The sequence below is a fragment of the Mycobacterium sp. NGS51 genome (genome assembly GCF_059812525.1).
In genome coordinates this window covers 1-23,949 of record NZ_JCALCV010000010.1, presented here as the reverse complement: position 1 = coordinate 23,949, position 23,949 = coordinate 1, and the positions used below count along the sequence as shown (strand labels likewise).

The following is a 23,949-nucleotide window of genomic DNA, read 5'->3' as shown; positions in this document are numbered from 1 at the left end:
CGATTGGTCAGGGCGCTGCTGCTGCCTCGGGCTCATGCTCTGCGCCGTTGGTGGCCGCCGCATCATCCCAACCGTTGGCATGCGGCTCGGCCGGCTGGGCGAGGTCTTCCGAGCTGGTCACCTCGCGAAGCGCGGCGATCAGCTGGTGGACTTTGACCACCTCTTCCTCGGTCGGAATGGCGCCGGCCTCGAGTTCGTCGGGCAACTCGGCCCGAAGGCCCACTCCGTTGGCCGCCTCTGCCGCCGACAACTTGGCGCGGATGCGCGCGGTGTAGAGCTGCTGGCCCAGTGTCGATCCGGGGGCGGCGGCAGCGCGCTCCATCAGGTCGTCATAGCGTCGCCGGACGTCGCTGAGCGCCACGATGACGGTGGAGGTGGATCGGCTCTGTGTTGCCGCGTTACTCAGTGCCGCGCGGAGTTTACGCAGACCGGAAAGAACCACTTCGGCCCGTTTCTGGAACTTCTTGTCTTCGGGGAACGGCAGCGAATCAATGGCGGCCCCGTACATGTGCATGGCCGCCTCGGCGAGACTGACAATGACTTGCGCTTCGCCTTCATTCGGATCGAATTCGCCCATGGCCCCTCAATTCTGTGCTGGTTCAGCTTTCGTCGCTTCGACTGCACCGAAGAGAGTATCGGTAAGAGGCGCATAACAATAGCGGTGCTGCAGGCTGGGCTGGTCTCGTCGGCTGTTAGCCGCGCGAAACTCTGCGGACCTCGAGCCGGCCGTCGTTTTCGCGCACCTCCAGTGCCGGCTGGCTGACGATCGCCGGCCCCTGCAGCAAGGTGCCGTCGCGGATGTCGAACCGCGAGCCGTGGCAGGAGCAGGTGATGACGTGGCCGTCGAGGTCGCCCTCGCTGAGCGGGCAGCCGCGATGGCTGCAACGGTCGTGGATGGCATAGATGCGTCCGTCGCGACGAACCAGCAGGACCGGCGTGTCGTCGACGTCGGCGGAATGCGGTTGCCCATCAGCCAGATCCGCGCCTGAATCGACCGCCGTCCAGTCCTCAGGACCGGGATTAAAGGCGGTCTGGTTGACGCCGACACCGCGTACGTAGGCCATGTGCCCACCCAGGTAGCCGCTGCCGCCGAGCACCCCTGCCCCGGCCAGTGCCAGGAATGCGCCCCGAATCCGGGCTCCCCGTCGACGGGCCATCAACGACGCGCCGTAGAGCAGCAGCGCGACGGAGTTCGCTTCGGCATGGATCAACCCGACCCGGCGGACGCCCTCGTCGGACAGCTCGGTGTCGGCCCAGTCGCTGAGCCCGGTGACCGCGGTGGGTACCGCTGCTGCAATGCCGATTGTGATCAACCGCTGCGCCGCTCGGGCGCCCGCGCGTGGGGCGAACAGATCCAGCAGGGATGCCGACAGGAATGATCCGATCACCAGGTCGGTCATCGGCGGGTGCGCCGGGTGACCTAGCCACGTTCCGCTGATCGCGTCTTTGAGCGGTTCGGCGCTCAGCAACCCGCGGGCCTTTTTGGCGATCCACTGTGCCGGAACGTCGAGGACGCTGGTGCGCTCGAGCGCATCGATCAGCGGTCGGCCTGGCGTGGAGACGGACACGGCGGGACCTCCCTTGAGCGGCGATCCCCCTGCAGTACCCGGCTGCTGCTGGCTCTACACGCCCTTCTGAGCGCGTCCGCCAGAAATCGAGTAGTCGCCTACTCTAGGTGCCCGTCTGCTTCGCGCCCGAGACTGCGCACAGCCGTTGTCACGTCAACCGCGCGAAAGGGCATGAACCGATGATTCCGGAGGGGTTCGAGACGGGCTCGTTGTACCAGTCCAACGTGCGCAGCGCAGACAAACTGGAAGTGATCGACAAGGGTGTTTGCACGCCCGCGCATCCGGTGCCGCTGCTGTTCGTGCACGGCGCCTGGCATGGCGCGTGGTGCTGGGACGAGTACTTCTTGGACTTCTTCGCGGACAAGGGCTTTCGGGCCCTCGCGGTCAGCCTTCGCGGCCACGGAAAGAGCCCGGCGGCCACACCGCTGCGCAGTTGTTCGTGCGCAGACTATGTCGACGATGTCCGTTCGGTCGCCGACGACTTGCCGACCCGGCCGGTGGTCATCGGCCATTCGATGGGCGGTTATGTGGTGCAGAAGTATCTGGAATCATTCTCCGCGCCGGCCGGCGTCCTGGTCGCCCCCATGTCCCCACGGGGTACGTACGGTTTAATGTTCCGGCTGGCGCGACGACACCCGTGGCTCTTGACGCAAGCCCTGCTCCTCGGCAAATCGTTGCCGTTTGTCAACACTCCTGACCGTGCGCGTGAACTGTTGTTCTCAGCGCAGACTGCCGACTCCCACGTGGTGGGTTACGCGACACGGCTGGTGGAAGAAAGCCAACGAGCCATATTCGACGGGTTGCTGTTAAATCCGCCCAGGCCCAAGCGGGTGACCACGCCGCTGCTCGTCGTGGGCGCCGAAGATGACGGTTGTTTCATCGTCGACGACGTACGCGCACTGGCGCGCGCTTATCGCACCGAAGCAGAGATCATCCCCGGTTTGGGCCACGACATGATGCTGGAACCCGAGTGGGTGGTCGTTGCCAACCGAATTCACGAATGGCTGGACAGTCGAGGGTTGTGAGCTGACACCATTGACCGGTGAGCATCGACTATGTGCCCAACGGCCACATCGTCACGATCACCATCAACCGTCCCGAGACGCGTAACTCACTGGACATGGCGCATTTCCGCGACCTTGCCCACGCCTGGGCCACGTTTCGCGACGATGCCGACGCCTGGGTCGCCGTCGTCACCGGTGTCGGCCGAGACTTCTGCACCGGAGCCGATCTCAAAAAGTTCATCCCGGAGCTGACCGGTGAGCTGCCGCGGCCCGACGGCTGGGACGCCAACGATGCCATCCACGCCGTCTTGCACCGCTTCCCGGTCTACAAGCCGATCATCGCCGCGGTGAACGGCACCTGCGTTGCGGGCGGCTTCGAGATGTTGAGCTGCACCGACATTCGCGTAGCCGTGCCGGAGGCGCGGTTCGCGGTAATGGAGCCCAAGCGGGGTCTGTTCGCGGGCGGCGGCAGCACGGTTCGGCTGCCGCGGCAGTTGCCCTACGCGCTGGCGATGGAGTTGCTGCTGACCGCCGACATGGTCGACGCCGAGCGTGCGGTGGCGATGGGTCTGATCAATCGCGTCGTCACGCCCGACCGGTTGATGAATACCGCCTATGACTACGCCGAGCGCATCGCTGCCAACGCGCCGCTTGCGGTCTGGGCAACGAAACAGTCGGCCGTCGAAGGGCTGGCACTTGACCTGCACTCGGCATACGACAACGAAACTCGGCACAGCGACCGTGTTTTCGCGACCGAGGACGCCAAGGAAGGGCCGCGCGCCTTTGCGGAGAAGCGACCGCCGAACTGGCGATCGCGCTAGTTCAAACCATAGAAGCGTTGCGCGTTCAGTCCGGCGATCTTGGCGCGGGCCTCGTCGCTGATGTCGGGACGCGAGCGTAGGTGCTTGGTGCTCTCCGGCCACTCGCCGTCCCAGTGCGGGTAATCGCTGGCGAACATGATGAAGTCGGCGCCGAGCACATCGATGACGCCCGGCAGAATCGGCTCCTCGGGTTCACAGGTCACCCAGATGTTGCCGGCCTGGACATACTCCTGCGGATCCCGCTGCCAGCCACCCTCGATCCAGTCGCCGCGCTTTTCGTAATGCTCGTGTAGCCGGTCGATGAAGAACGGCACCCAGCCCACGCCAGCCTCCAGGAAGGCCACCCGCAAGTCTGGGTGGCGATCGAAAACGCCGCCTGACACCAGTGCCGTCATGGCCGTCATCTGGTCGAACGGAAAGCTGATGCAGTGCACCTGGATGTAGTTGGTGAACCGGTCGACGCCGATTTTCGGTAGATGGAAGCCGGGAACGCCGTGGATGCCCAGCGGCATCTCGAGTTCGACCGCCGCGGCGTAGAACGGGTCGAGGTCGGGGTGATCGAGGTTGCGAGTCTTCAGTGCCGGCGGCAGCAGTGTGGCGGCCAGCCCCAGATCCTTCGCCTCGCGCATGATGTCGATCGCGACCTGCCCGTGCTCGATCGGTGTGACCGCCACGCCGCGCAGCCGACCGGCCGTCGGTTCGCAGTAGTCGGCGATCCATTGGTTGTAGAGGCGTCCGAACCCGGCGGCGAATTCGGGATCCTCCAGAGTTGGGGCGCAAAGCCCGAGACTGGGGTAGAGCACCATCGCGTCGATGTGATCGCGATCCGCGTCGCCCAGCACACCGTCGGCAGAGGAGCAATTGATCCCGACCGCTCTGGTGAGGCCGTGCTCGACCGGCACACCGGCGCCGGGACCGTGGTCCTCCGGGTAGTGGCGGCCCTCGATCAGCAGCCTCGGGCGGCCGTCGGTACTGGGTGTGACGTGCTGCGGCCAGCGCTTCATTGCTTCGATCGCCAGGGTGGGGCTCTCGGCGACGTGGCCGTCGGCGTCGATGATGCGCATGTCCCGAACCGTAACCGCTCGTGAAACACTCTCGTCATGGTTATCGCGATTGCTCGGCCCAAGCTGGAGGGCAACATCGCCGTCGGCGACGATCGTCAGCTCGGCTTCGCCGAGTTCGGCGACCCGCAGGGACGGGCCGTCTTCTGGCTGCACGGCACCCCCGGCGCGCGCCGGCAGATTCCGACCGAGGCTCGCGTCTACGCCGAGGAGAACAACATCCGGCTGATCGGCGTCGACCGGCCCGGGATCGGCTCGTCGACGCCCTACCAATACGACACCGTCGTGGCATTCGCCGACGACCTGCGCACCATGGCCGACACGCTCGGCGTCGACAAAATGACGGTCATCGGCTTGTCCGGCGGTGGCCCGTACACCCTGGGGTGTGCTGCGGCGATGCCGGATCGGGTCGTAGCGGTCGGAGTGCTCGGCGGCGTCGCACCGACGCGCGGCACGGACGCGATCGGCGGCGGAGTGATGGCACTGGGTTCGCTGGTGGCGCCGCTGCTCACCGTGGCCGGCTGGCCGATCCGGATGGCAGCGATCGGTTTCATTCGGATGATCCGTCCGGTCGCGGAACCGGCGTTGTACGTCTATGCGCACGTATCGCCGGAGGGCGACCGGCGGCTGCTGGTGCGACCCGAATTCAAGGCCATGTTCCTCGACGACCTGCTTAATGGCAGTCGCAAGCAACTGGCCGCCCCATTCGCCGATGTGGTGGTCTTCGCCCGGGACTGGGGTTTTCGGCTCGACCAGGTCAAGGTGCCGGTGCACTGGTGGCACGGCGACCGCGACCACATCGTCCCGTTCTCCCACGGTCAGCACGTGGTCGAAAGGTTGCCCGATGCCAAGCTGCACCCGATACCCGGTGAAAGCCACCTGGCCGGGCTGGGCCGCGCAGAGGAGATTTTGCGGACCATGATCGAAGTCTGGGACCGCGCCGAGCAGAAGTGACTCGACAACGGCTCACCAGTGATCAGCGGAATGCTTTCGTCGCGGCGCTACTGGGCTGGACGATGGATGCCTTCGATTACTTCCTTGTGGTCATGGTGTATGCCGATATCGCAGAAACCTTCCACCACACCAAGACCGAAGTCGCGTTCCTCACCACCGCCACGCTGATGATGCGCCCGGTGGGGGCGCTGCTGTTCGGTCTGTGGGCCGACCGGGTGGGACGGCGACTACCACTGATGGTGGACGTGACGTTCTACTCCGTGGTCGGCTTTCTGTGCGCCTTTGCCCCCAATTTCACCGTGTTGGTGATCCTGCGGCTGTTGTACGGCATTGGGATGGGTGGCGAATGGGGACTGGGTGCCGCGCTCGCGATGGAGAAGGTGCCCGGCGAGCGCCGCGGCTTTTTCTCCGGCCTGCTGCAGGAGGGCTACGCCTTTGGCTATCTGCTGGCAACCGTGGCGTCGCTGCTGTTGATCGACTGGCTGGGGTTGTCGTGGCGCTGGCTGTTCGGTCTGTCCATCATCCCGGCACTGGTCAGCCTGATCATCCGGTACCGGGTGCGCGAATCCGAGGTATGGGAGTCGGCGCAGCAACGAATGCGCCTGACGAACACTAGGATTCGCGATATTCTGCGCGACGCCAAGGTCATCCGTCGGTTCATCTATTTGGTGGTGCTGATGACTGCGTTCAACTGGATGAGCCATGGCACTCAAGACGTCTATCCCACGTTCCTGTCAGCTTCCGACGACGGCGGCGCTGCGTTATCGGGCGGGACAGCGAAGTCGATCGTGGTGATCTACAACGTCGGCGCCATCCTCGGCGGCCTGGTGTTCGGCACGCTCTCCCAGCGGTACGGTCGCCGTCACACCGTCGTCTTCTGCGCAATCCTCGGGCTACCGATCGTGCCGCTCTTCGCCTACTCGCGCAGCGCGGCGATGCTGTGTCTTGGCGCTTTTCTGATGCAGGTCGTCGTGCAGGGCGCCTGGGGCGTCATCCCGGCGCATTTGACCGAGATGTCGCCGGACGCGATCCGAGGCCTCTACCCCGGCGTCACCTATCAGTTGGGCAACCTGCTAGCTGCGTTCAATCTGCCGCTGCAGGAGGCGCTGGCCGTTTCCCATGGCTACCCCTTTGCGTTGGCCGCCACGATCACGCCGGTGCTGATTGCGGTCGCGCTGCTCACGGCGATCGGCAAAGATGCCACCGGAATCAGGTTCGGCACGCAGCGGACTGTTGTCGGTGGCGTGAACTAACCTGTGGCCGTGGCGCAGGTTCCGCGAACTCGCTACGCCAACACCGGCGGCATCGACATCGCCTACCAGGTCTTCGGCGACGGCCCGACAGATCTCCTCGTGCTGCCCGGACCGTCGATTCCGGTCGACACCATCGACTCCGAGCCGTCGATGCATCGCTTCCATCGGCGCTTGGCGTCGTTCAGCCGAGTGATCCGGTTCGACCTGCGTGGGATGGGTCTGTCGTCGCGGGCGCCCTCGGTGGATGCGCTCGGGCCGCAGTTTTGGGCCGAGGATGCCATCGCCGTCATGGACGCGGTCGGGTGCGCCCAGGCGTCGATTCTCGCACCGAGTTTCAACGCGATGATCGGCTTGGTCCTGGCCGCCCGTTATCCCGAGCGGGTGCGCAGTCTGGTCATCGTCAACGGTGCAGCGCGTGTGCTGCAAGCAGCGGACTATCCGGTGGGCGCCACGCCGAGCACCGCCGAATCGTTCATGACCGTCGGCATCGAGGCCGACGCCGTGGAGCGGGGTTTCGACATGCTGGGCATCGTCGCGCCCAGCGTTGCCCGCGATGATGCTTTCCGCGCGTGGTGGGATCTTGCCGGTAACCGGGCGGCGTCGCCGAGCATGGCCCGTATTGCCACCAAGGCCGTGATCGACTCCGACGTACGCGACACTCTGGCTTGTGTCGCGGCGCCGACACTGATCCTGCATCGCAGCGGGGTGGACTTCATTCCAGTCGGTCACGGCCGCTACCTCGCCGAGCACATCGCCGGATCGCGCTTCGTGGAGTTACCTGGCGCCGATTCGCTGTATTGGGTCGGCGACGCCGCGCCGATGCTCGATGAGATCGAAGAATTCATCACCGGCGTGCGAGGCGGCTTCGAGGCCGAACGGGTGCTGCTCACCGTCGTATTCACCGACATCGTCGGCTCCACCGAGCATGCCGCTGCGCTCGGCGACGATCGCTGGCGCGACCTGCTCGACAATCACGACAACATCGTCCGCCACGAACTCGAGCGGTTCGGCGGCCGTGAGGCCAACACAGCCGGCGACGGATTCGTCGCGACGTTCACCAGTCCGAGCGCTGGACTTGCCTGTGCGGCCGCCCTTGTCGACGCGGTGCAGACGCTCGGTATCGAGGTACGGATCGGCATTCACGCCGGCGAGGTGGAGGCGCGAGGTACCGACGTCGCCGGGATGGCCGTGCACATCGGTGCGCGGGTAGCCGCACTCGCCGGACCAAGCGAAGTGCTGGTGTCCTCGACGGTGCGCGACATCGTCGCCGGCTCGCGTCGCAGATTCGTCGACCGCGGCGAGCACGAACTCAAAGGCGTGCCCGGCCGCTGGCAGCTGTGCGCGCTGGTGCGCGACGAGGCAACGATCCGGCAGTAGCCAACCCGCAACGCTTTGACCACCTACCGTCGTAGCCTTGCCAGGGGACCAGCAGGCCCGCCATCGACCGAGGAGCGGCAATGAGTTCGCCCCCCAGCGCAGCCCTACAAGCGCTCCGTCATGCCGTTCTCGACAGCGGGACTGACACCTCGAACACGCAGGTTCTGCTGCCGGGTGTATCGGTGCACCGGCATAACGGGGATGTCGTCACCATGCCGAGCATCCAGGCCCCGTTCGTGTACCTCGTCCTTGACGGAACGCTCACGCTGCACCAGTACGGCGGGATCCGCCAGATCGCACCGGGACACTTCGTCGTGTCAGAGATCGACACCCCGGCGTCGGGGTATGTCACCCGGCGGCCTTTCGTGGCTTTGATGGTCGAGTTCGCCCTCGACGAAGTCGCTTCCGTGCTCCTGGAATTCGACGCTGGCCTGCCCGGCAGCGTCTTCACCGGCAATGGCGACCCGGGTGACGAAGAGGGCTTCGATGAGCGGCTGCTGGAGAGCCTTGGCCGATTGGTCGGCCTGCGTGAGCACTCCGACGATGTCGAATTCATGGCGCGGCATCTGAAGCGGGAGATCATCTACCGATTGGTCACCGGTGCGCAGGGACGGGCGATGGTCAGTGCGGTGACGAATCTTTCAGACGCTGCGGAGATGTACTATGTCAACGCCTGGATCAAGCGCAACTACCGTAAGGCGTTCACGGTGGAGGCATTGGCCCGGCAAAGTGACATGAGCCCGTCCGCGTTCCACCGCAAGTTCAAGAACGCCGTGCAGATGGGTCCGCTGCAGTGCCAGAAGCAGTTGCGCCTGACCGAGGCGCGCCGGCTGCTGCTGGAGGGGACGATGAGCGTCACGGATGTGGCTGTGCAGGTCGGGTACGACAGCGTCTCGCAATTCAGCCGGGAGTACCGTCGTGAGTTCGGCAGCCCGCCCCGGCAAGACATCGCGCGTCTGCAGGAGCGTCTGCGCCGCCTCGCAGATAACCCTGAGCGCGAAATCAACTGACGGTCTCGGCGCAGTCCTGAGCCCCAGCGGCAGGATCGTGCATTCTTCGGCCAGGAACAGGCAACCATGCTCGGCCCACGGAGTGGGACCGTCGAGCGCGGTCGACCCGGCAGGCCGCGAGAGCAAGGAATAGCGACGATGACAACGATGAAAGCAGTCCAGGTTCCCGTGCAGGGACATCCATTGGAGCTGACCGAGGTTCCGGTGCCAGAGCCCGCCGCTGCGCAGGTGCGCATCAAGGTCGAGGCGTGCGGGGTCTGCCATGGTGAGGCCAAGATCGTGGATGGCGAGGCGTCCTCCTACCCGCGAATCCCCGGACACGAGGTTGTCGGTGTGATCGACAAGCTCGGTGAGCAGGTGCAGGGCTGGGCGGTCGGTCAGCGGGCGGGCATCGGCTGGCACGGCGGGCATGACAATACGACGGGCATGACCATAGACGGCGGGTACGCCGAGTACATGGTTGCGTTCGCCGATGCTCTGGTCGAGATTCCCGAGGGCATCTCCCCGGAAGAAGCCGCCCCGATCTTGTGCGCCGGTGAGACCGTGTTCAGCGCGCTGAAGAACAGCAAGGCCCGCATCGGTGACGTCGTCGCCGTGTCCGGTATCGGTGGGCTCGGTCACCTCGCCGTGCAGTACGCGCGCAAGGCTGGTTATGAGGTGGTCGCAATCTCCCGCGGTGCCGACAAAAAACAGCTCGCCCACCGGCTCGGTGCACACCACTACACCGATGCGGAGGCCGGCGATGTCGCCGAGCAGTTGACGGCCCTCGGTGGCGCGACGGTCATCATCGCCACTGCACCGGATCCCGATGCCATTGCGCCCCTCATCGGTGGTCTGGCTCCCCACGGCGAGCTCGTCCTCGCCGCGGTGTCCGACGACCCCATCGGCTGGTCGGCGCTGGACTTCCTCGGCGGACAGGTGACCGTCAAGGGCACCTTCACCGACGTGAACGCGATGGCCGATGCCATCAAGTACAGCGTCCTGACCGATGCGCGCCCCATGATTGAGGTCTTCCCGCTCGAGAAGGCGCGGGATGCCTACGACAAGATGATGAACGCGACGGTCCGCTTCCGTGCCGTCCTATCGATGGCCTGAGCCACCCACCATCACGTAACAGGCCGACATTGAGAACGCGGAATTCTGGTTCAGAGAATCGTCAGCAGCTCAACGTCGCTTCCCTGCGCGAGTGTGATCACGGCGGCATCGAACGTGACGAGCCGAACACCCGAGCGCTGGGCAAGTGTCAGCAGATGTGCGTCGGTTACTTGACGGTGACCGGTAATCCGCGGAACGTCGTCGTCGACAAGCGACACATCGTCGAGCAGGAAGTCGTGTCCCTCGGTCGCTCGCAATGCCGCAAGGACATGCCGCGCGTCGGCAACGCCGATCGGGGTGGGCAGCACTCTCGGGTTGGTCGACACGCGAACGAATCCGCTTTCGGTGATCGGGCAGGTAGCCCAGCCCCCGGATGCATTGGCGGCAAACCATTCACGCATTCGTGCGTGATGGATATGAGTGTCCCACGCCAGTGCGATCAAGGCGTTAACGTCGAGCAGCGCCATCGCTGAGGTCAGTCCTCATCAAGCGCACGCCGAACCATTTCGGGCGTGATCGGCGGTGTGCCGGCCGGAACACGGATCACCGGCAACCCGTTACCGGTCTCCACGCGTGCGGGCGTGAGACCGCGTCGGGCCAACTCGGAGATCACCGCGCCCAGTGACCGCCGCTCGCTGGCGGCGAGCTCACGTGCCGCCGCGACAACGTCCTCGTCGATGTCCAGTGTCGTACGCACATGCTGATGCTATCGCATCAACGCATCATCAGTCAGCGCTCAGCACGTGCCGCAGCAGGTGCATGGCCACCGTCGTCGAGCGCTCCCGAATGTCGGCGCGGTTGCCGGGCAGCTGCACCGTGCGGGTCAGCGACCGGCCGTCGGCCAGCGCGACCGTAAAGCAGACCGTGCCGACCGGCTTGTCCTCGGTTCCGCCGCCCGGCCCGGCGATCCCGGTGATCGCTATTGCGGTGTCGGCCCCGAAACGGCGCAGCGCACCTGCGGCCATCGCTTCGGCCACCGGCTCGGACACCGCCCCGTGCGCGTCGATCAGCGCCGAATCCACACCCAGCAGCTCGGTCTTGGCGTCGTTGGAGTAGGCCACCACCCCACCGGCGACATAAGCCGACGAACCGGCCAGATCCGTCAACCGTGCTGCAAGCAGCCCGGCGGTACACGACTCCGCTGTCGCGAGCCGCCGGCCTGCCAGTAGCTGTGCGACCTGATCGTCCACCCGCGAGCCATCTTCGGAAAAGATTTGCTGCCCATGCTTTTCGCGCAGCAACTCGAGCAGTTGCCGGTACACGTCGGCGGCGTCGGGCTCGTAGCGCGTGACCATTTCAACCTCCCCGCGCCGCAGGCAGGTGGTGATCTCCAGCGAGCCGAAACCGGGAAGGCGCTCCTCGGCGTCGCGCAGTGTCTCGGCCAGTCCGGATTCCGGTAACCCGAACATCCGCACGGTGTCCTGGCGATACACCGTCCGCCCCGCGAGGGCCTCCTGCACAGCGGACGTCTGCACCGCGGTCCGCCACATCGGCTGCAGCTCCCGCGGCGGCCCGGGCAGCACCACCACGGTGGGCGCGCCGGGCACGATGACGCCCGGCGCGGTCCCCACCGGGTCCATCACCACCGCCCCGACCGGGATCATCGCCTGCTTGCGGTTGGCCGCGCGCACCGCGTCGAAATCCCCGCCGCCGACACGCTTCATCAGCGATTTCAGGATCGCGGCGATCTTGCCCTCCAGCTCCGCGTCCAACACCAGCTCACGCCCGCAGAACCGGGCCACCGTCGCGACGGTCATATCGTCGGCCGTCGGCCCCAATCCCCCGCTGGTCACGATCAGGTCCACGCCTTGATCGGCCAGGAACCGCAACTGCGCCTCGATGTCCTGCTGCCGGTCCCCGCAGATCGTGATGTGCGCCAGTTCGACACCCAATTCGAGCAGCCGATCGGCGATCCAGGGGCCGTTGCGGTCCTGTACCCGTCCGGTCAAGACCTCAGTTCCGGTGACGACAATGCCCGCACGTGCGCTCACTGGTATGACCTTAAAGTGTGGAAGTTGAGGTACTTCAAGCCGACGTGACCAAGCTCGAGGTTGACGCAATCGCCAATGCGGCCAATACCCAACTGCGTCACGGCGGCGGCGTGGCCGCGGCCATCTCCCGCGCCGGCGGACCGCAGGTGCAGCGCGAGTCGAACGAAAAGGCGCCAATCGGCCTCGGCGAAGCCGTCGAAACTACCGCCGGCGACATGCCGGCACGCTTCGTAATCCACGCGGCCACGATGGAACTCGGCGGGCCGACATCGGCGGCGATCATCACCAACGCCACCCGCTCGACGCTACGCAAGGCCGACGAGCTTGACTGCCGCTCGGTGGCGCTGGTGGCTTTCGGCACCGGAGTCGGCGGGTTTCCGCTCACCGAGGCGGCTCGGCTGATGGTCGCCGCGGTTCGGGAGCACACGCCGAGCTCACTGCGACGGGTGGTGTTCGCCGTCCATGGCGACGAGGCCGAGCAGGCGTTCCGCGCGGCGGCGCAGGCCTAAGCCTCCGGCGAGAGGTACCGCTCCACCGATTCGGTCTTGTGCGTCATCGCATCGCTGACGCCCGACCGCCAATCCGCTTTGATCACCACACTGACTCGGGTAGCGCGGGCGGCTACCGCCTCGACGGCGCGCTGCACCACCGCCATCACCTCGTCCCAGGAATCGCCTTCGACCACGGTGAACATCGCATCGGTCTTGTTCGGCAACCCGGAGTCGCGGACTACCCGCACGGCTTCGGCGACCAACTCACCGACTCCCTCACCGACACCCAATGGGGTGACGGAGAACGCGACGAGCACTGACACAACTCAAGTTTAAAGCGCGGCGCATGGCAGCATCGGCCTCATGCGGGTTCTGGTGCAACGGGTCTCATCGGCATCGGTGACAGTGGACCGGCAGGTCGTGGGCGCGATCCGGCCAGAGGGTCAGGGGCTGCTCGCCTTCGTCGGTGTCACCCACGACGACGACGTCGACAAGGCGCGGCGACTTGCCGAAAAGCTTTGGCAACTCCGCATACTCGACGAGGAACGGTCCGCCGCTGATATCGACGCACCGATCCTGGTGGTCAGCCAGTTCACGCTGTACGCCGACACCGCCAAGGGCCGGCGGCCGTCGTGGAACGCCGCCGCGCCGGGGAGTGTCGCCGAACCGCTGATGACGGCATTCGTGGAACAGTTGCGCAGATTGGGTGCCTCGGTGCAGACCGGGACCTTCGGAGCACACATGGAAGTCGAACTGGTCAACGACGGCCCGGTGACCGTATTGCTGGAATTGTGATGCCTGTTTTCGGCGGCGGCGGTGAAGCGTAGCGTGACTTGACGTAACCAACGCACCGATCGATCACCATGCCTTCGCGCACCCGGCGCTGTTTTATCGCACCGCCGGGGAGTACCGCGACTGCTTGCTGCCGTTCGTCTCGGATGGGCTCAACGCCGAACAACCCGTGTTGGCCGCGGTTCCCGAGCCCAATATGAAGCTGTTGCGGGACGGGTTGGGGCCGGCTGCTGCCCAGGTGACGATGGTCGACATGACCGAAGCGGGACGCAATCCCGGCCGGATCCTGGGCGAAGTATTGAGTGGCTTCCTGGAACGGCATCCGGATCAGCGGGTCCGAATGATCGGTGAACCGGTCTGGCCCAGCCGATCTGAGCTGGAGTATCCGGCATGTGTACAACACGAGGCGTTGATCAACCACGCGTTCACCGGCCGTGATGTCACGCTGGTATGCCCATACGACGTGGCGCGCCTGGAGCCCCAAGCTCTCACTGACGCCCGCGCCACCCACCCAGTGCTCTGGCAGGCTGGATCGCCCGCCGAAGCCAGCGCCACATTCGCGCCCGACGCGGCATGGGCGCATTACAACCAACCGCTGTCGAGCCACGACGCCGCGGTCAGATACACCGCCCGCCGGCTCGCTGACCTCAGCGGGGCGCGTGCTTTCGCGGCCAGCTACGGCGAATGGTTCGGGCTATCTCCCGAGCGAATCGCAGACCTGCAATTGATCGTCAATGAGTTGGCCACCTCGAGCCTGATGCAAGCCGGCGCCTGCCGGCTTGCCCTGTGGCAGAGCGACGGTCATCTGGTCTGCGAAGCCCGCGACAGTACATATCTCGACGACCCGCTCGCCGGTCGGCGCCCGTATGACCGCGACACCAGCAGGGGGCGCGGTCTTTATGTGGTCAATGCGGTCGCCGATCTGGTGCGCACCCACACCACCTCCGACGCGACGACGATCCAGGCCTACCTTCGGATGGAAGGGGCGGCGTAATGCGCGGGCATGCTGTGCTGCATTCCGCCGCTGGATTGACGCCGTTCGGGCACTTGGCGTGGAGCTATACCGACCGCACCGAATTCCTGAACCGCGCCGCCGAGTACATCGCTGACGGGCTGCGCCAAAACCAATACATCGCCTACGCGGGCGAGGGAACGCGCGACGTACTGCTGTCCGAGTTGGCCACAATCCCGGGTATCGCCGAACATCTCGATTCCGGCCGCATCGAGGCGATTTCGGCAGACGACTACTACACCTTCTGCCCCGGCACCGACGTCATCGACGGCGATGCGGCAGTGGCTAAATATCTCAGCGCCGCCCGCCAGGCAATCGCCAACGGCTACAGCGGATTCCGGGCGGTATCCGATGTCACGTCGGTTGCGCGCACCCATGCGCAGCGCGACGGGCTGGCCCGTCTGGAGTACCTCGTCGACCAGCAGATGGCGGTGCTGCCGTTTTCGGCGATGTGCGCCTACAACGCACGTGAACTCGGTTCAGCGGCAGACGAGTTGATGTGCCTGCACCCATTCGTCAACGCAGGGACCGTGATGTTCCGGCTCTACGCCGACCCTGATACCGGCACGGACTTCACGCTGGCCGGCGAAATCGACGCCGAAACCAACGACCTGTTCGACACCACGCTGCATCGCGTCTGGCCACTGGTCCCCGGCCACACCATGCGAATTGGCGCCGATGAGTTGCAGTTCATCAGCCATCAGCAGTTGTGCCTGCTGGAAACGCGAGCCCAACAACAGAACCGCAACGTGATCCTGTCGACGAATCAACCCACGATCAGTCGACTCGTCGATCTGCTCGACCTCACCCATGTGCAGGTGACTGCCGCGCGATGACCCGCTCCGATGACGACGAGTGGGACATCGTCAGCAGCGTCGGCTACACCGCCCTGCTGGTGGCCGGGTGGCGCGCGCTGCACGCCGCCGGTGCGCAACCGTTGGTCCGCGACGACTACGCGAAGCATTTCATTACCGCGTCAGGCGATCCGTATCTGACGGGATTGCTGGGCGAACCGGGGACGTCGGAGGGCGCGACGGCGTTTCCGCGACTGTACGGCGTGCAAACCCGGTACTTCGACGAATTCTTCGTGAGCTCTACCGGTGACGGCATCCGACAAGCGGTGATCGTCGCGGCCGGTCTCGACTCCCGGGCCTATCGCCTCGAATGGCCTAGCGGCACAACCGTGTTCGAGCTCGACCGGAGCCAAGTCCTCGAATTCAAAGCCGGAGTCCTCGCTGGCCACGCAGCCGAACCCACCGCACGCCGCGCAGCGGTTGCGGCGGATCTGCGCGACGACTGGTCGATACCGTTGCGTGAAGCCGGTTTCGATCCGCGACAACGCACGGCCTGGTCGGTCGAGGGTGTGCTGCCATACCTGACCGGCGAGGCGCAAGACGCGCTGTTCACCCGTATCGATCGACTCTCGGCATCGGGCAGCCGGATCGCGATCGGTGCGCTCGGGTCGCGTCTGGACCAACGCTGGCTCGCTGACTTGGAAGCGACGTATCCCGGGCTCAACAGGTCGGGCGATGTGGACTTCTCAGCCCTGACCTACGACGACGAGGACAAGACCGATCCGGCGCAGTGGCTCGCCGATCACGGATGGAGGGTCGAACCCGTCCGCACCAACCCGCAGTTACAAGCGGACTATGGGCGCACCCCGCCACACGTCGACACACAGATCGACAGCATCATGCGCTCCCGGTATATCGCGGCAACGCGCTGAGCCTGCGCGATTCCGGTCAGAGCTTGTGCGGAACGTCGAGGATCAGGCCACCATCCATGACGTATTCGCTGCCGGTGGAGTACGACGACTCGTCGCTGGCCAGAAACAGCACAAACGTCGACACCTCGCTCGACGCAGCGGGGCGGCCGAGCGGGATGGTGAGCATGTTGTCGGGAAAGTGCTTGGTCATCGGAGTGCGGATAAAGCCCGGATGAATCGAGTTGACCCGGATGTTGTGCGGCGCCAGCTCCAATGCGGCGGATTTGGACAAGCCGCGCACCGCCCACTTGGAGGCGACATAGGGGTGCACCATTTGCGCGCCACGTAGCCCTTCGATCGACGAGACGTTGATGATCGAGCCGCCGCCCGCGGCGATCATCGGCTCGACAGCCACCCGCATGCCCAGAAACGTGCCGGTGAGGTTGACGTCGATGACCTTCTGCCACTTGGCCATATCGAATTTGTGAATCTGGCCCAGCGCGACGATGCCGGCGTTGTTGACGAGGACATTCAACGTGCCGAAGTCCTGTACCGCGGTGGCGGCGGCTGCTTCCCACTGCTCGAGTTCGGTGACGTCGAGGTGCACGTAACGCGCAGCCTCGCCGATCTCATCGGCAAGCGCCTTACCCTCGTCGTCGAGGATGTCGCCGATCACCACTTTGGCGCCCTCGTCGACAAGCATCCGGGCGTGGGCAGCGCCCATGCCGCGGGCGCCGCCGCTGATCAGTGCAACTTTTCCGTCTACGCGTCCCATGACGGGTCAGGCTACCTCAGCGGCATAGACGCCTTTTCCGGTGATCAGCGGCAGGTCCAGCGTCGTGCGGATGCCCGGATCGGCGGCCACTACCGCCGGGATGGCATTCACGATCCGGCCCGCGGCCGCGACAATTGCGGCGTGGTTGTGGTCGCCCCTGCGGCTGGACGGGCAGATGTCCACCGCGTAGGACGGCTCGCCGGTGATCTCGACGCGATACGAACCGCCGGGCTGTGCCGGCCGCGGCCAGTCGGGACGCAGGTCGTCACGCAATCTGGTGACATGCTCGATGACGATCGCGGGCCGGCCGTTGACCATGCCGCTGATTTCGAAGCGCATCGCCGCCACGCTGCCCTTGGGCACATGGCCGACAGCGATGTCAAAGGCCTCCGGCGCCGGCTCGCGTTCGTAGGTTTCGGTGATGCCGTCGACCTCGATGCCCAGCCCGGCCGCCAGCTGCCGGATGGCGGTCCCCCACGCGATGCTCAGCACGCCCGGCTGCAGCAGGATCGGCAGTTCGTCGAGCGGCTTACCGAAGCCCATCACGTCGAACATCACGATCGCGCCGTCGTAGGTGGCGTAGTCGGCGATTTCCATGCAGCGCACCTGCTCGATGTGCTGACAGGTGCCGGCGAACGCGAACGGAATCAGGTCGGTGGCGAAACCGGGGTCGACTCCAGTGATGAACAAGCTCGAATTAGCCTGTCGGGCAGTATCTTCCATCCGCGCGATGTATTTGTCGGGCATCACCTGCCACGGGTACTGCAGCAGACCAGGCGCGGAGCCGACGACGTTGACGCCGGCAGCCAACAGACGTCGGACGTCACCGATCGCCTCCACCAGGCGGTCGTCGCCCATCGCGCAGTACACCGCGCACTGCGGCTCGGTGGCCAGCAACGCGTCCAGGTCGTTGATCGCGGTGACGCCGGTGGAGACGTCAAGCCCGGCCAACTCCCCGGCGTCCTTGCCGATCTTGGCATCCGACGAGACGCACACGGCGGTCAGCTCGAACCGGGGGTCGGTGACGAGCTGGCGCAGTGCCAGCCGACCAACGTTTCCGGTGCCGATGTGAGCGACGCGGATTGCCATGCTGCCTCCCTAAACGATGGGGTCTCGCCGGGCGAAACCGTACCGCGTAGTGGCTGCCGGTGTAATCCGTACTAAACTAGAACACGTTCCAGTTCGCCTACCGTCCCCCGAGGAGCAGGCATGCACACTCCCATCTGCGACGAGCTCGGCATCGAGTTCCCGATCTTCGCCTTCACGCACTGCCGCGATGTCGTCGTCGCCGTGAGCAAAGCCGGCGGTTTCGGGGTGCTCGGCGCGGTCGGCTTCACCCCGGAGCAGCTCGAGATCGAGCTCAAGTGGATCGACGAGAACATCGGCGACCACCCCTACGGGGTCGACATCGTGATCCCGAACAAGTACGAAGGCATGGATTCGCACCTGTCGGCGGAGGAGCTGGCCGACACCCTGCGCAAGATGGTGCCGCAGGAGCACCTCGACTTCGGAAAGAAGATCCTCGCCGATCACGGGGTGCCGGTCGAGGACAGCGACGGCGACAGCCTGCAGCTCCTCGGTTGGACCGAGGCGACGGCCACGCCCCAGGTCGAGGTGGCGCTCCAGCACCCGAAGGTGAAGATGATCGCCAACGCGCTCGGCACCCCGCCGGCCGACATGATCAAGCACATCCACGACGCCGGACTCAAGGTGGCCGCACTGTGCGGCTCCCCCTCGCAGGCGCGCAAGCACGCCGACGCGGGCGTCGACATCATCATCGCCCAGGGCGGCGAGGCCGGCGGACACTGCGGCGAGGTGGGCTCGATCGTGCTGTGGCCGCAGGTCGTGAAGGAGGTCGCCCCGGTTCCGGTGCTGGCCGCGGGCGGCATCGGCAGCGGCGAGCAGATCGCGGCGGCGCTGGCGCTCGGCACGCAAGGCGCGTGGACCGGATCGCAGTGGCTGATGGTCGAGGAATCCTCGAACACCCCGGTTCAGCAGGAGGCCTACGTCAAGGCCGGCAGTCGCGACACCGTCCGCAGTCGCTCGTTCACCGGCAAGCCGGCCCGCATGCTGCGCAACGACTGGACCGAGGCATGGGAGGCGCCGGACAACCCGAAGCCGCTGGGTATGCCGTTGCAGTACATGGTGTCTGGGATGGCCGTCCGGGCCACCAACCGGTACCCCAACGAATCGGTCGACGTGGCGTTCAACCCCGTCGGTCAGGTGGTCGGGCAGTTCACCAAGGTGGAGAAAACGGCGACGGTCATCGAGCGCTGGGTGCAGGAGTACCTGGAGGCGACGAACCGCCTCGACGAACTCAACGCCGCAGCCGGCGCCTGATCGCTCGCGGCGCGTTACTCGCCGTCAGCGCGCGGACCGGTGAAAACCTCTTTGGTCCGGCCGACGGCGTACGTCGCGATGTCCAGCGAATTGTGGACGATGTCGCCGGTGCCGCCGGCGATGTCGCCGCGGATGATGTCGCCGGCATTGTCGACGATGTCCGAAACCCGCTCGACGGCGTTGGTGGTGATGTCCCGTGCGGCGGTCAGCGCGTCTCTCGGGTTGAAAGGCATCAGAACCTCCATGTGATCTGGATCGGCATTATGGGTTCGGGTTATCGGTGGTGATGCTTGTGTCTGAGGGGAACCCTCCGCTTTGAAGCGGGAACCCGCCGTTGGTCAGCTGGCCGATCTGCCAGCCGTGCTCGGTGCACATCATTGGATACCCATCCGGTGACTGGGCCGCCGATCCGCGGGGATTAGCGCACGGTGCGCCGACCTCCTGGACTCCGTTCAACGGGTAGGAAATCACCCAGTAGCCGGTCTGGGCGGCTGGGAACTGATGGGTGATGAAGTGGCATGCCTCGACCTGGCCGCCGGAAGTCCGGCCGAAGATGAAGCGCTCGTAGTTGTCGCACGGTGCGCCCATCGACGCGTCGTAGCTCATTCCCGGCACGTCACCGTCGTAGTGCGGCGGGTCGGCGGCGGCGGTCGGAGCCATGCTGATCGCGGTACCGCTGATGACTGCAGCGAGGAACAGTTGACGATTCATGATCCACCTCGGGTCCCGGTTTGGACCAAAGCATAACGAGTGGACGCCGGGCCACAAGGCCGATTGCCCCCGCCGATAGCGAGAACACGTTGCAATCCGGGACCGGCAATCCCGCGAGAAGACGTTCCATCTCCGCGGTTCCGATGCTTTACTGAGCCAGACGCGCTCGTATCAGCTCGTATCAGGTCGTATCAGGTCGTATCCAAGGAGTGCATGGTGCCTTCTCTTCACACGCACGCTCCGAATCTGCCACCCGGGTTCGATTTCACCGATCCAGACATTTACGCCGAGCGGTTGCCGGTCGATGAGTTGGCCGAAATGCGCCGCGTGGCACCGATTTGGTGGAACGAGCAGCCGCTGGGCAAGGGCGGCTTCGACGACGGTGGCTTCTGGGTGGTCACCAAGCACAAGGATGTCAAAGAGATCTCGCTGCGCAGCGACGTCTTTTCCAGCCTGAAGAAGACCGCGTTGCCGCGGTATAAAGACGGCACGGTCGGTGAGCAGGTCGAACGCGGCAAGTTCGTTTTACTCAACATGGACGCGCCCCAACACACCCGGCTGCGAAAGATCATCTCGCGGGCCTTCACGCCCCGAGCGGTGGAACGCCTGCGCGACGACCTCAACGAGCGTGCCCAGCGCATCGTCGAGGCGGCGGCCGCACAAGGTTCCGGCGACTTCGTCGAACAGGTTTCCTGTGAGCTGCCACTGCAGGCCATCGCCGGGCTGATGGGCGTGCCGCAGGAAGACCGCAAGAAGTTGTTCCACTGGTCGAATCAGATGGTGGGCGACCAGGATCCGGAGTTCGCCTCCAACGACGCCATCACCGCGTCGGTGGAGCTGATCATGTACGGCATGCAGATGGCCGCCGAAAAGGCCAAGAACCCCGGGCAGGATCTTGTCACCACGCTGATCCAGGCCGACGTCGACGGCCACAAACTCTCCGAGGACGAGTTCGGGTTTTTCGTCATCCTGCTGGCGGTCGCCGGTAACGAGACCACCCGGAACTCCATCACCCAGGGCATGATGGCCTTCGCCGACCATCCGGATCAGTGGGACCTGTTCAAACGTGAACGTCCGGCGACCGCTGCCGACGAGATCGTCCGGTGGGCCACTCCCGTCACGTCGTTCCAGCGCACCGCGCTGGAGGACTACGAACTGTCCGGTGTGCAGATCAAGAAGGATCAGCGGGTGGTGATGTTCTATCGCTCCGCCAACTTCGACGAGGACGTGTTCGACGATCCGTTCACCTTCGACATTTTGCGTAATCCCAATCCGCACGTCGGATTCGGTGGCACCGGCGCTCATTACTGCATCGGTGCCAATTTGGCCCGGATGACGATCGACCTGATGTTCAATGCGATCGCCGACCAGATGCCCGATCTGGAATCCGCGGGCATACCCGAGCGACTGCGGTCGGGTTGGCTCAATGGCATCAAGCATTGGCAAGTCGATTATCAGAGCGATGCTGCGGCGAAATGCCCTGTCGCGCATTGACTCTGATATACATAACGCATGGCGACTCATCGCGCAGTCCACGTCAATACCGTTGGCGGCCCCCTGGAAGTAGTCGACGCCGAGACGATCCCGCCGGGCCGCGACGAGGTACGAATTGCGGTGTCCGCGTGCGGCGTATGCGGCACGGATCGTGCGTTCGTCAATGGCGGCTTTCCGGACATGTCGTGGCCACTGACGCCGGGCCATGAAATAGCCGGAACCATCAGCGAACTCGGTGAGGCAGTCACCGAGTTTGCCGTGGGTGATCGCGTCGCAGTCGGCTGGTTCGGCGGAAACTGCAACCGCTGCGTCCCCTGCCGGCAAGGCAATCTCATTCACTGTGAGAACGGCAAGGTGCCCAGCTGGCATTATCCCGGCGGCTACGCGGAGACGGTCACGGTGCCGTCCAGTGCGCTGGCCCGGATACCGGCCGAGCTATCCTTCGCCGAAGCCGCCCCGATGGGGTGTGCCGGCGTCACCACCTACAACGCGCTTCGGCACACGAAAGCCCTGCCCGGCGACCGGGTCGCCGTTCTCGGTGTGGGCGGCCTCGGACATCTGGGCGTTCAGTTCTGTCGAGCGATGGGTTTCGAGACCATTGCGGTTGCGCGGGGCACCGACAAGGCCGAGGATGCTCGCAAACTGGGCGCGCATCACTACATCGACTCCACCAAAAACGACGTCGCCGAAGCTCTCCGGGCGCTCGGCGGCGTCTCGGTAGTCCTTGCCACAGCAGGAAACTCACAGGCCATGGCCGACACGGTGGGCGGGTTACTCCCTCGCGGTGAACTAATCACCATCGGCGTCACCGCCGAACCGTTGCCGATCAGCCCGGCCCAGCTGATCATGCCTGGCCTCAGCGTCACCGGGCACCCGTCGGGCACCGCGCGCGACGTCGAGGAAACCATGGCTTTTGCGGTGCTGTCCGGCGTGCGGGCATGGATCGAGGAACGCCCCCTTGCCGAGGCCGCTGACGCTTACGCAGCCATGGAGCAGGGCCGGCCGCGTTACCGCATGGTCCTTACCACCTGACCGCACCCGGTCGATACGGTGAGGTGTGACCGCCGAAACCTGGACCCTGACCGCCGCCGACGGCGAACTGCTGGTCCACACCGGGGTCACCGGCCGGGCCGCGAAAATGGGTCACCGTCTCACCATCGCGATGCGGCATTGGCAGGCCGCCGTGAAGTGGACCGACGGCGAACCCACGGCGGCGGAAATTGTGGTCGACGTGCGGTCGCTCGACGTATTGCGAGGCGACGGAGGCGTCACACCGCTGTCCGCGCCGGAGAAGACGCTGGTGCGGTCGAATGCCTTGAAGTCGTTGCACGCTGAGCGATTTGCCGACATCGGCTTCACCGCCGATGCAATCGAGAAAAGCGACGCCGGCTACCGATTGGGTGGAAGGCTCCGGATCCACGGAAAGACGCGCGGGCAGGTAATCGACCTGTGCACAGCGGATCTCGGCGAGTCGTGGCGAATGTCGAGTAATACCACCGTTCGCCAATCCGACTTCGGCGTCAAGCCGTACGCACTGCTGCTGGGTTCGATGAAAGTCGCCGACGAGGTGACCGTGTCGTTTACCGCGCAGCGCGCCAAGAAGAAGCCCAAGGAATAGGAGCTGCCATGCGCATTGGAGTGGTATTCCCCCAGACCGAGATCGGTGCCGACGCCGGTGCGGTGCGGGCCTACGCCGAGCATGTCGAAGGGCTCGGATTTGCCCATCTGCTCGCCTACGACCACGTGGTGGGCGCCGATCCGCAAATCCATCAGGGTTGGAACGGGCCGTATGACCTGCACAGCACCTTCCACGAGCCGTTGGTGACCTTCGGCTACCTCGCGGCGGTCACCACCTCGCTCGAGCTGGTGACCGGCATCGTGATCTTGCCCCAGCGGCAGACCGTTCTGGTGGCCAAACAGGCCGCGGAGGTCGACCTGCTCAGCGGTGGCCGGTTGCGGCTCGGCGTCGGCCTGGGTTGGAACGCGGTGGAATACGAGGCGCTCGGCCAAGACTTCTCCAACCGAGGCAAGCGCTCCGAAGAGCAGGTGGAGTTGATGCGCCGACTTTGGACCGAGGAGACCATTACCTACCGCGGCACCTTTCACCAGGTCACCGGAGCCGGGTTGGCCCCGCTGCCGATACAACGGCCGATCCCGGTGTGGTTCGGCGCATCCTCGCAGCGCGCCTGCCGGCGTGCCGGACGCCTCGCCGATGGTTGGTTTCCCATGGTTGGGCCCGGACCGAAACTTGACCAGGCGTTGCAGGCGGTACAGGAAGCGGCGACCGAGGCCGGCCGCGACCCCGCCCAGATCGCCATGGAGGGCCGGGTCTCCTGGCAGGGCAACCCCGACGAATTCGTTGCCGCACTGCGCAGTTGGGTCGACGCCGGCGCCTCACACGTGTCCATCAATACGATGGGCGCCGGGTTGGCATCGGTCGACGACCACCTGACCGCGTTGACGACTGCCGCTCAAGCCGCCAAAGCAGTCGCGCC

28 protein-coding genes are annotated in these 23,949 nt (G+C 65.3%); 17 read left to right on the top strand and 11 right to left on the bottom strand.

Annotated features, from left to right (window positions below; translation table 11 throughout):
* Window positions 1-7: 7 nt before the first annotated feature.
* Both AC5Y5W_RS13845 and AC5Y5W_RS13840 read right to left on the bottom strand, forming a co-directional pair.
* Window positions 8-577, bottom strand: coding sequence for an XRE family transcriptional regulator (locus AC5Y5W_RS13845; RefSeq protein WP_500010198.1), 570 nt, complete (start codon window positions 575-577; stop codon window positions 8-10).
* Between the two features lie 115 nt (window positions 578-692).
* On the bottom strand, window positions 693-1,568 hold the full coding sequence (locus tag AC5Y5W_RS13840) for a Rieske (2Fe-2S) protein (protein WP_500010197.1): 876 nt from the start codon (window positions 1,566-1,568) through the stop codon (window positions 693-695).
* A gap of 179 nt (window positions 1,569-1,747) precedes the next feature.
* Here AC5Y5W_RS13840 and AC5Y5W_RS13835 point away from each other — a divergent pair, with 179 nt between their 5' ends.
* A complete protein-coding gene (locus tag AC5Y5W_RS13835; RefSeq protein ID WP_500010196.1) occupies window positions 1,748-2,593 on the top strand; it encodes an alpha/beta hydrolase in 846 nt (281 codons plus the stop codon).
* A gap of 17 nt (window positions 2,594-2,610) precedes the next feature.
* A complete protein-coding gene (locus AC5Y5W_RS13830; protein WP_500010195.1) occupies window positions 2,611-3,393 on the top strand; it encodes an enoyl-CoA hydratase/isomerase family protein in 783 nt (260 codons plus the stop codon).
* On the opposite strand, the gene AC5Y5W_RS13825 is transcribed toward AC5Y5W_RS13830, so the two are convergent.
* Window positions 3,390-4,457 (bottom strand): amidohydrolase family protein, encoded by a 1,068-nt coding sequence (locus AC5Y5W_RS13825; protein WP_500010194.1) that lies wholly within the window; start codon window positions 4,455-4,457, stop codon window positions 3,390-3,392. The two genes, AC5Y5W_RS13830 and AC5Y5W_RS13825, sit on opposite strands and share 4 nt — an antisense overlap.
* A 36-nt stretch (window positions 4,458-4,493) precedes the next feature.
* Here AC5Y5W_RS13825 and AC5Y5W_RS13820 point away from each other — a divergent pair, with 36 nt between their 5' ends.
* From AC5Y5W_RS13820 to AC5Y5W_RS13800, 5 genes are all read left to right on the top strand, one after another.
* Window positions 4,494-5,408 (top strand): alpha/beta fold hydrolase, encoded by a 915-nt coding sequence (locus AC5Y5W_RS13820; protein WP_500010193.1) that lies wholly within the window; start codon window positions 4,494-4,496, stop codon window positions 5,406-5,408.
* Window positions 5,405-6,661 carry an MFS transporter gene (locus tag AC5Y5W_RS13815; RefSeq protein ID WP_500010192.1) on the top strand — a complete coding sequence of 419 codons (1,257 nt, stop codon included), beginning with the start codon at window positions 5,405-5,407 and terminating at the stop codon, window positions 6,659-6,661. The genes AC5Y5W_RS13820 and AC5Y5W_RS13815 overlap by 4 nt, the downstream gene beginning before the upstream one ends.
* A 9-nt stretch (window positions 6,662-6,670) precedes the next feature.
* Entirely contained in the window at window positions 6,671-8,038 is a 1,368-nt protein-coding gene (gene lipJ / locus AC5Y5W_RS13810; protein WP_500010191.1) for a bifunctional lipase/adenylate cyclase LipJ, read from the top strand.
* 80 nt (window positions 8,039-8,118) lie between these two features.
* Window positions 8,119-9,048, top strand: coding sequence for a helix-turn-helix transcriptional regulator (locus AC5Y5W_RS13805; protein ID WP_500010190.1), 930 nt, complete (start codon window positions 8,119-8,121; stop codon window positions 9,046-9,048).
* 138 nt (window positions 9,049-9,186) lie between these two features.
* A complete protein-coding gene (locus AC5Y5W_RS13800; RefSeq protein WP_500010189.1) occupies window positions 9,187-10,143 on the top strand; it encodes a zinc-binding dehydrogenase in 957 nt (318 codons plus the stop codon).
* A gap of 50 nt (window positions 10,144-10,193) precedes the next feature.
* Here AC5Y5W_RS13800 and AC5Y5W_RS13795 read toward each other — a convergent pair whose 3' ends face one another.
* Genes AC5Y5W_RS13795 through AC5Y5W_RS13785 form a run of 3 tightly spaced genes read right to left on the bottom strand, consistent with a single transcriptional unit; the run spans window position 10,194 to window position 12,134 of the window.
* A complete protein-coding gene (locus AC5Y5W_RS13795) occupies window positions 10,194-10,610 on the bottom strand; it encodes a TA system VapC family ribonuclease toxin (RefSeq protein WP_500010188.1) in 417 nt (138 codons plus the stop codon).
* A gap of 8 nt (window positions 10,611-10,618) precedes the next feature.
* The gene (locus AC5Y5W_RS13790) at window positions 10,619-10,840 is read right to left on the bottom strand and encodes an antitoxin (protein WP_500010187.1); all 222 of its coding nucleotides are present in this window, start codon (window positions 10,838-10,840) and stop codon (window positions 10,619-10,621) included.
* 28 nt (window positions 10,841-10,868) lie between these two features.
* Window positions 10,869-12,134, bottom strand: a complete 1,266-nt coding sequence (locus AC5Y5W_RS13785) for a competence/damage-inducible protein A (RefSeq protein WP_500010186.1) — start codon at window positions 12,132-12,134, stop codon at window positions 10,869-10,871.
* Window positions 12,135-12,151: 17 nt separating this feature from the next.
* Between AC5Y5W_RS13785 and AC5Y5W_RS13780 the strand changes: the two genes are divergently transcribed.
* A complete protein-coding gene (locus tag AC5Y5W_RS13780; protein WP_500010185.1) occupies window positions 12,152-12,643 on the top strand; it encodes a macro domain-containing protein in 492 nt (163 codons plus the stop codon).
* On the opposite strand, the gene AC5Y5W_RS13775 is transcribed toward AC5Y5W_RS13780, so the two are convergent.
* The gene (locus tag AC5Y5W_RS13775) at window positions 12,640-12,948 is read right to left on the bottom strand and encodes an MTH1187 family thiamine-binding protein (protein ID WP_500010184.1); all 309 of its coding nucleotides are present in this window, start codon (window positions 12,946-12,948) and stop codon (window positions 12,640-12,642) included. The two genes, AC5Y5W_RS13780 and AC5Y5W_RS13775, sit on opposite strands and share 4 nt — an antisense overlap.
* 40 nt (window positions 12,949-12,988) lie before the next feature.
* Here AC5Y5W_RS13775 and dtd point away from each other — a divergent pair, with 40 nt between their 5' ends.
* The 4 genes from dtd (at window position 12,989) to AC5Y5W_RS13755 (ending at window position 16,155) form a co-directional block, all read left to right on the top strand.
* A complete protein-coding gene (gene dtd / locus AC5Y5W_RS13770) occupies window positions 12,989-13,420 on the top strand; it encodes a D-aminoacyl-tRNA deacylase (RefSeq protein WP_500010183.1) in 432 nt (143 codons plus the stop codon).
* A 124-nt stretch (window positions 13,421-13,544) separates the two neighbouring features.
* Window positions 13,545-14,411: an anti-sigma factor RsbA family regulatory protein gene (locus AC5Y5W_RS13765; protein ID WP_500010182.1), complete on the top strand. Its 867-nt coding sequence runs from the start codon at window positions 13,545-13,547 to the stop codon at window positions 14,409-14,411.
* The gene (locus tag AC5Y5W_RS13760) at window positions 14,411-15,265 is read left to right on the top strand and encodes an MEDS domain-containing protein (RefSeq protein WP_500010181.1); all 855 of its coding nucleotides are present in this window, start codon (window positions 14,411-14,413) and stop codon (window positions 15,263-15,265) included. Before AC5Y5W_RS13765 ends, AC5Y5W_RS13760 begins: the two co-directional genes overlap by 1 nt.
* Window positions 15,262-16,155, top strand: coding sequence for a class I SAM-dependent methyltransferase (locus AC5Y5W_RS13755; RefSeq protein WP_500010180.1), 894 nt, complete (start codon window positions 15,262-15,264; stop codon window positions 16,153-16,155). Before AC5Y5W_RS13760 ends, AC5Y5W_RS13755 begins: the two co-directional genes overlap by 4 nt.
* Before the next feature lie 16 nt (window positions 16,156-16,171).
* On the opposite strand, the gene AC5Y5W_RS13750 is transcribed toward AC5Y5W_RS13755, so the two are convergent.
* Together AC5Y5W_RS13750 and AC5Y5W_RS13745 are read right to left on the bottom strand one after the other, a co-directional pair.
* On the bottom strand, window positions 16,172-16,909 hold the full coding sequence (locus AC5Y5W_RS13750) for a glucose 1-dehydrogenase (RefSeq protein WP_499883967.1): 738 nt from the start codon (window positions 16,907-16,909) through the stop codon (window positions 16,172-16,174).
* 6 nt (window positions 16,910-16,915) lie between these two features.
* On the bottom strand, window positions 16,916-17,998 hold the full coding sequence (locus tag AC5Y5W_RS13745; RefSeq protein ID WP_500010179.1) for an NAD(P)H-dependent amine dehydrogenase family protein: 1,083 nt from the start codon (window positions 17,996-17,998) through the stop codon (window positions 16,916-16,918).
* Window positions 17,999-18,118: 120 nt separating this feature from the next.
* Between AC5Y5W_RS13745 and AC5Y5W_RS13740 the strand changes: the two genes are divergently transcribed.
* A complete protein-coding gene (locus AC5Y5W_RS13740; protein ID WP_500010178.1) occupies window positions 18,119-19,249 on the top strand; it encodes a nitronate monooxygenase in 1,131 nt (376 codons plus the stop codon).
* A gap of 14 nt (window positions 19,250-19,263) precedes the next feature.
* On the opposite strand, the gene AC5Y5W_RS13735 is transcribed toward AC5Y5W_RS13740, so the two are convergent.
* Entirely contained in the window at window positions 19,264-19,482 is a 219-nt protein-coding gene (locus AC5Y5W_RS13735; protein WP_500010177.1) for an Rv1893 family protein, read from the bottom strand.
* A gap of 28 nt (window positions 19,483-19,510) precedes the next feature.
* The gene (locus AC5Y5W_RS13730; protein WP_499883963.1) at window positions 19,511-19,960 is read right to left on the bottom strand and encodes a hypothetical protein; all 450 of its coding nucleotides are present in this window, start codon (window positions 19,958-19,960) and stop codon (window positions 19,511-19,513) included.
* Between the two features lie 216 nt (window positions 19,961-20,176).
* On the opposite strand from AC5Y5W_RS13730, the gene AC5Y5W_RS13725 reads away from it, so the two are divergent.
* The 4 genes from AC5Y5W_RS13725 to AC5Y5W_RS13710 all read left to right on the top strand — a co-directional run.
* The gene (locus AC5Y5W_RS13725; protein WP_500010176.1) at window positions 20,177-21,454 is read left to right on the top strand and encodes a cytochrome P450; all 1,278 of its coding nucleotides are present in this window, start codon (window positions 20,177-20,179) and stop codon (window positions 21,452-21,454) included.
* Window positions 21,455-21,472: 18 nt separating this feature from the next.
* On the top strand, window positions 21,473-22,486 hold the full coding sequence (locus AC5Y5W_RS13720) for an alcohol dehydrogenase catalytic domain-containing protein (protein ID WP_500010175.1): 1,014 nt from the start codon (window positions 21,473-21,475) through the stop codon (window positions 22,484-22,486).
* Between the two features lie 25 nt (window positions 22,487-22,511).
* A complete protein-coding gene (locus AC5Y5W_RS13715) occupies window positions 22,512-23,072 on the top strand; it encodes a YceI family protein (RefSeq protein WP_500010174.1) in 561 nt (186 codons plus the stop codon).
* Window positions 23,073-23,080: 8 nt separating this feature from the next.
* A partial coding sequence (locus AC5Y5W_RS13710) for an LLM class F420-dependent oxidoreductase (RefSeq protein WP_500010173.1) occupies window positions 23,081-23,949 on the top strand: 869 nt, incomplete at its 3' end.

Bases quoted from the DNA above. Each gene is read 5' to 3' on its own strand.
- AC5Y5W_RS13805 (WP_500010190.1), top strand. From the start codon at position 8,119: ATGAGTTCGCCCCCCAGCGCAGCCCTACAAGCGCTCCGTCATGCCGTT.
- AC5Y5W_RS13820 (WP_500010193.1), top strand. From the start codon at position 4,494: ATGGTTATCGCGATTGCTCGGCCCAAGCTGGAGGGCAACATCGCCGTC.
- dtd (WP_500010183.1), top strand. From the start codon at position 12,989: ATGCGGGTTCTGGTGCAACGGGTCTCATCGGCATCGGTGACAGTGGAC.
- AC5Y5W_RS13845 (WP_500010198.1), bottom strand. From the start codon at position 577: ATGGGCGAATTCGATCCGAATGAAGGCGAAGCGCAAGTCATTGTCAGT.
- AC5Y5W_RS13825 (WP_500010194.1), bottom strand. From the start codon at position 4,457: ATGCGCATCATCGACGCCGACGGCCACGTCGCCGAGAGCCCCACCCTG.
- AC5Y5W_RS13835 (WP_500010196.1), top strand. From the start codon at position 1,748: ATGATTCCGGAGGGGTTCGAGACGGGCTCGTTGTACCAGTCCAACGTG.
- AC5Y5W_RS13755 (WP_500010180.1), top strand. From the start codon at position 15,262: ATGACCCGCTCCGATGACGACGAGTGGGACATCGTCAGCAGCGTCGGC.
- AC5Y5W_RS13750 (WP_499883967.1), bottom strand. From the start codon at position 16,909: ATGGGACGCGTAGACGGAAAAGTTGCACTGATCAGCGGCGGCGCCCGC.
- AC5Y5W_RS13800 (WP_500010189.1), top strand. From the start codon at position 9,187: ATGACAACGATGAAAGCAGTCCAGGTTCCCGTGCAGGGACATCCATTG.
- AC5Y5W_RS13735 (WP_500010177.1), bottom strand. From the start codon at position 19,482: ATGCCTTTCAACCCGAGAGACGCGCTGACCGCCGCACGGGACATCACC.
- AC5Y5W_RS13760 (WP_500010181.1), top strand. From the start codon at position 14,411: ATGCGCGGGCATGCTGTGCTGCATTCCGCCGCTGGATTGACGCCGTTC.
- AC5Y5W_RS13795 (WP_500010188.1), bottom strand. From the start codon at position 10,610: ATGGCGCTGCTCGACGTTAACGCCTTGATCGCACTGGCGTGGGACACT.
- AC5Y5W_RS13745 (WP_500010179.1), bottom strand. From the start codon at position 17,998: ATGGCAATCCGCGTCGCTCACATCGGCACCGGAAACGTTGGTCGGCTG.
- AC5Y5W_RS13730 (WP_499883963.1), bottom strand. From the start codon at position 19,960: ATGAATCGTCAACTGTTCCTCGCTGCAGTCATCAGCGGTACCGCGATC.
- AC5Y5W_RS13740 (WP_500010178.1), top strand. From the start codon at position 18,119: ATGCACACTCCCATCTGCGACGAGCTCGGCATCGAGTTCCCGATCTTC.
- AC5Y5W_RS13720 (WP_500010175.1), top strand. From the start codon at position 21,473: ATGGCGACTCATCGCGCAGTCCACGTCAATACCGTTGGCGGCCCCCTG.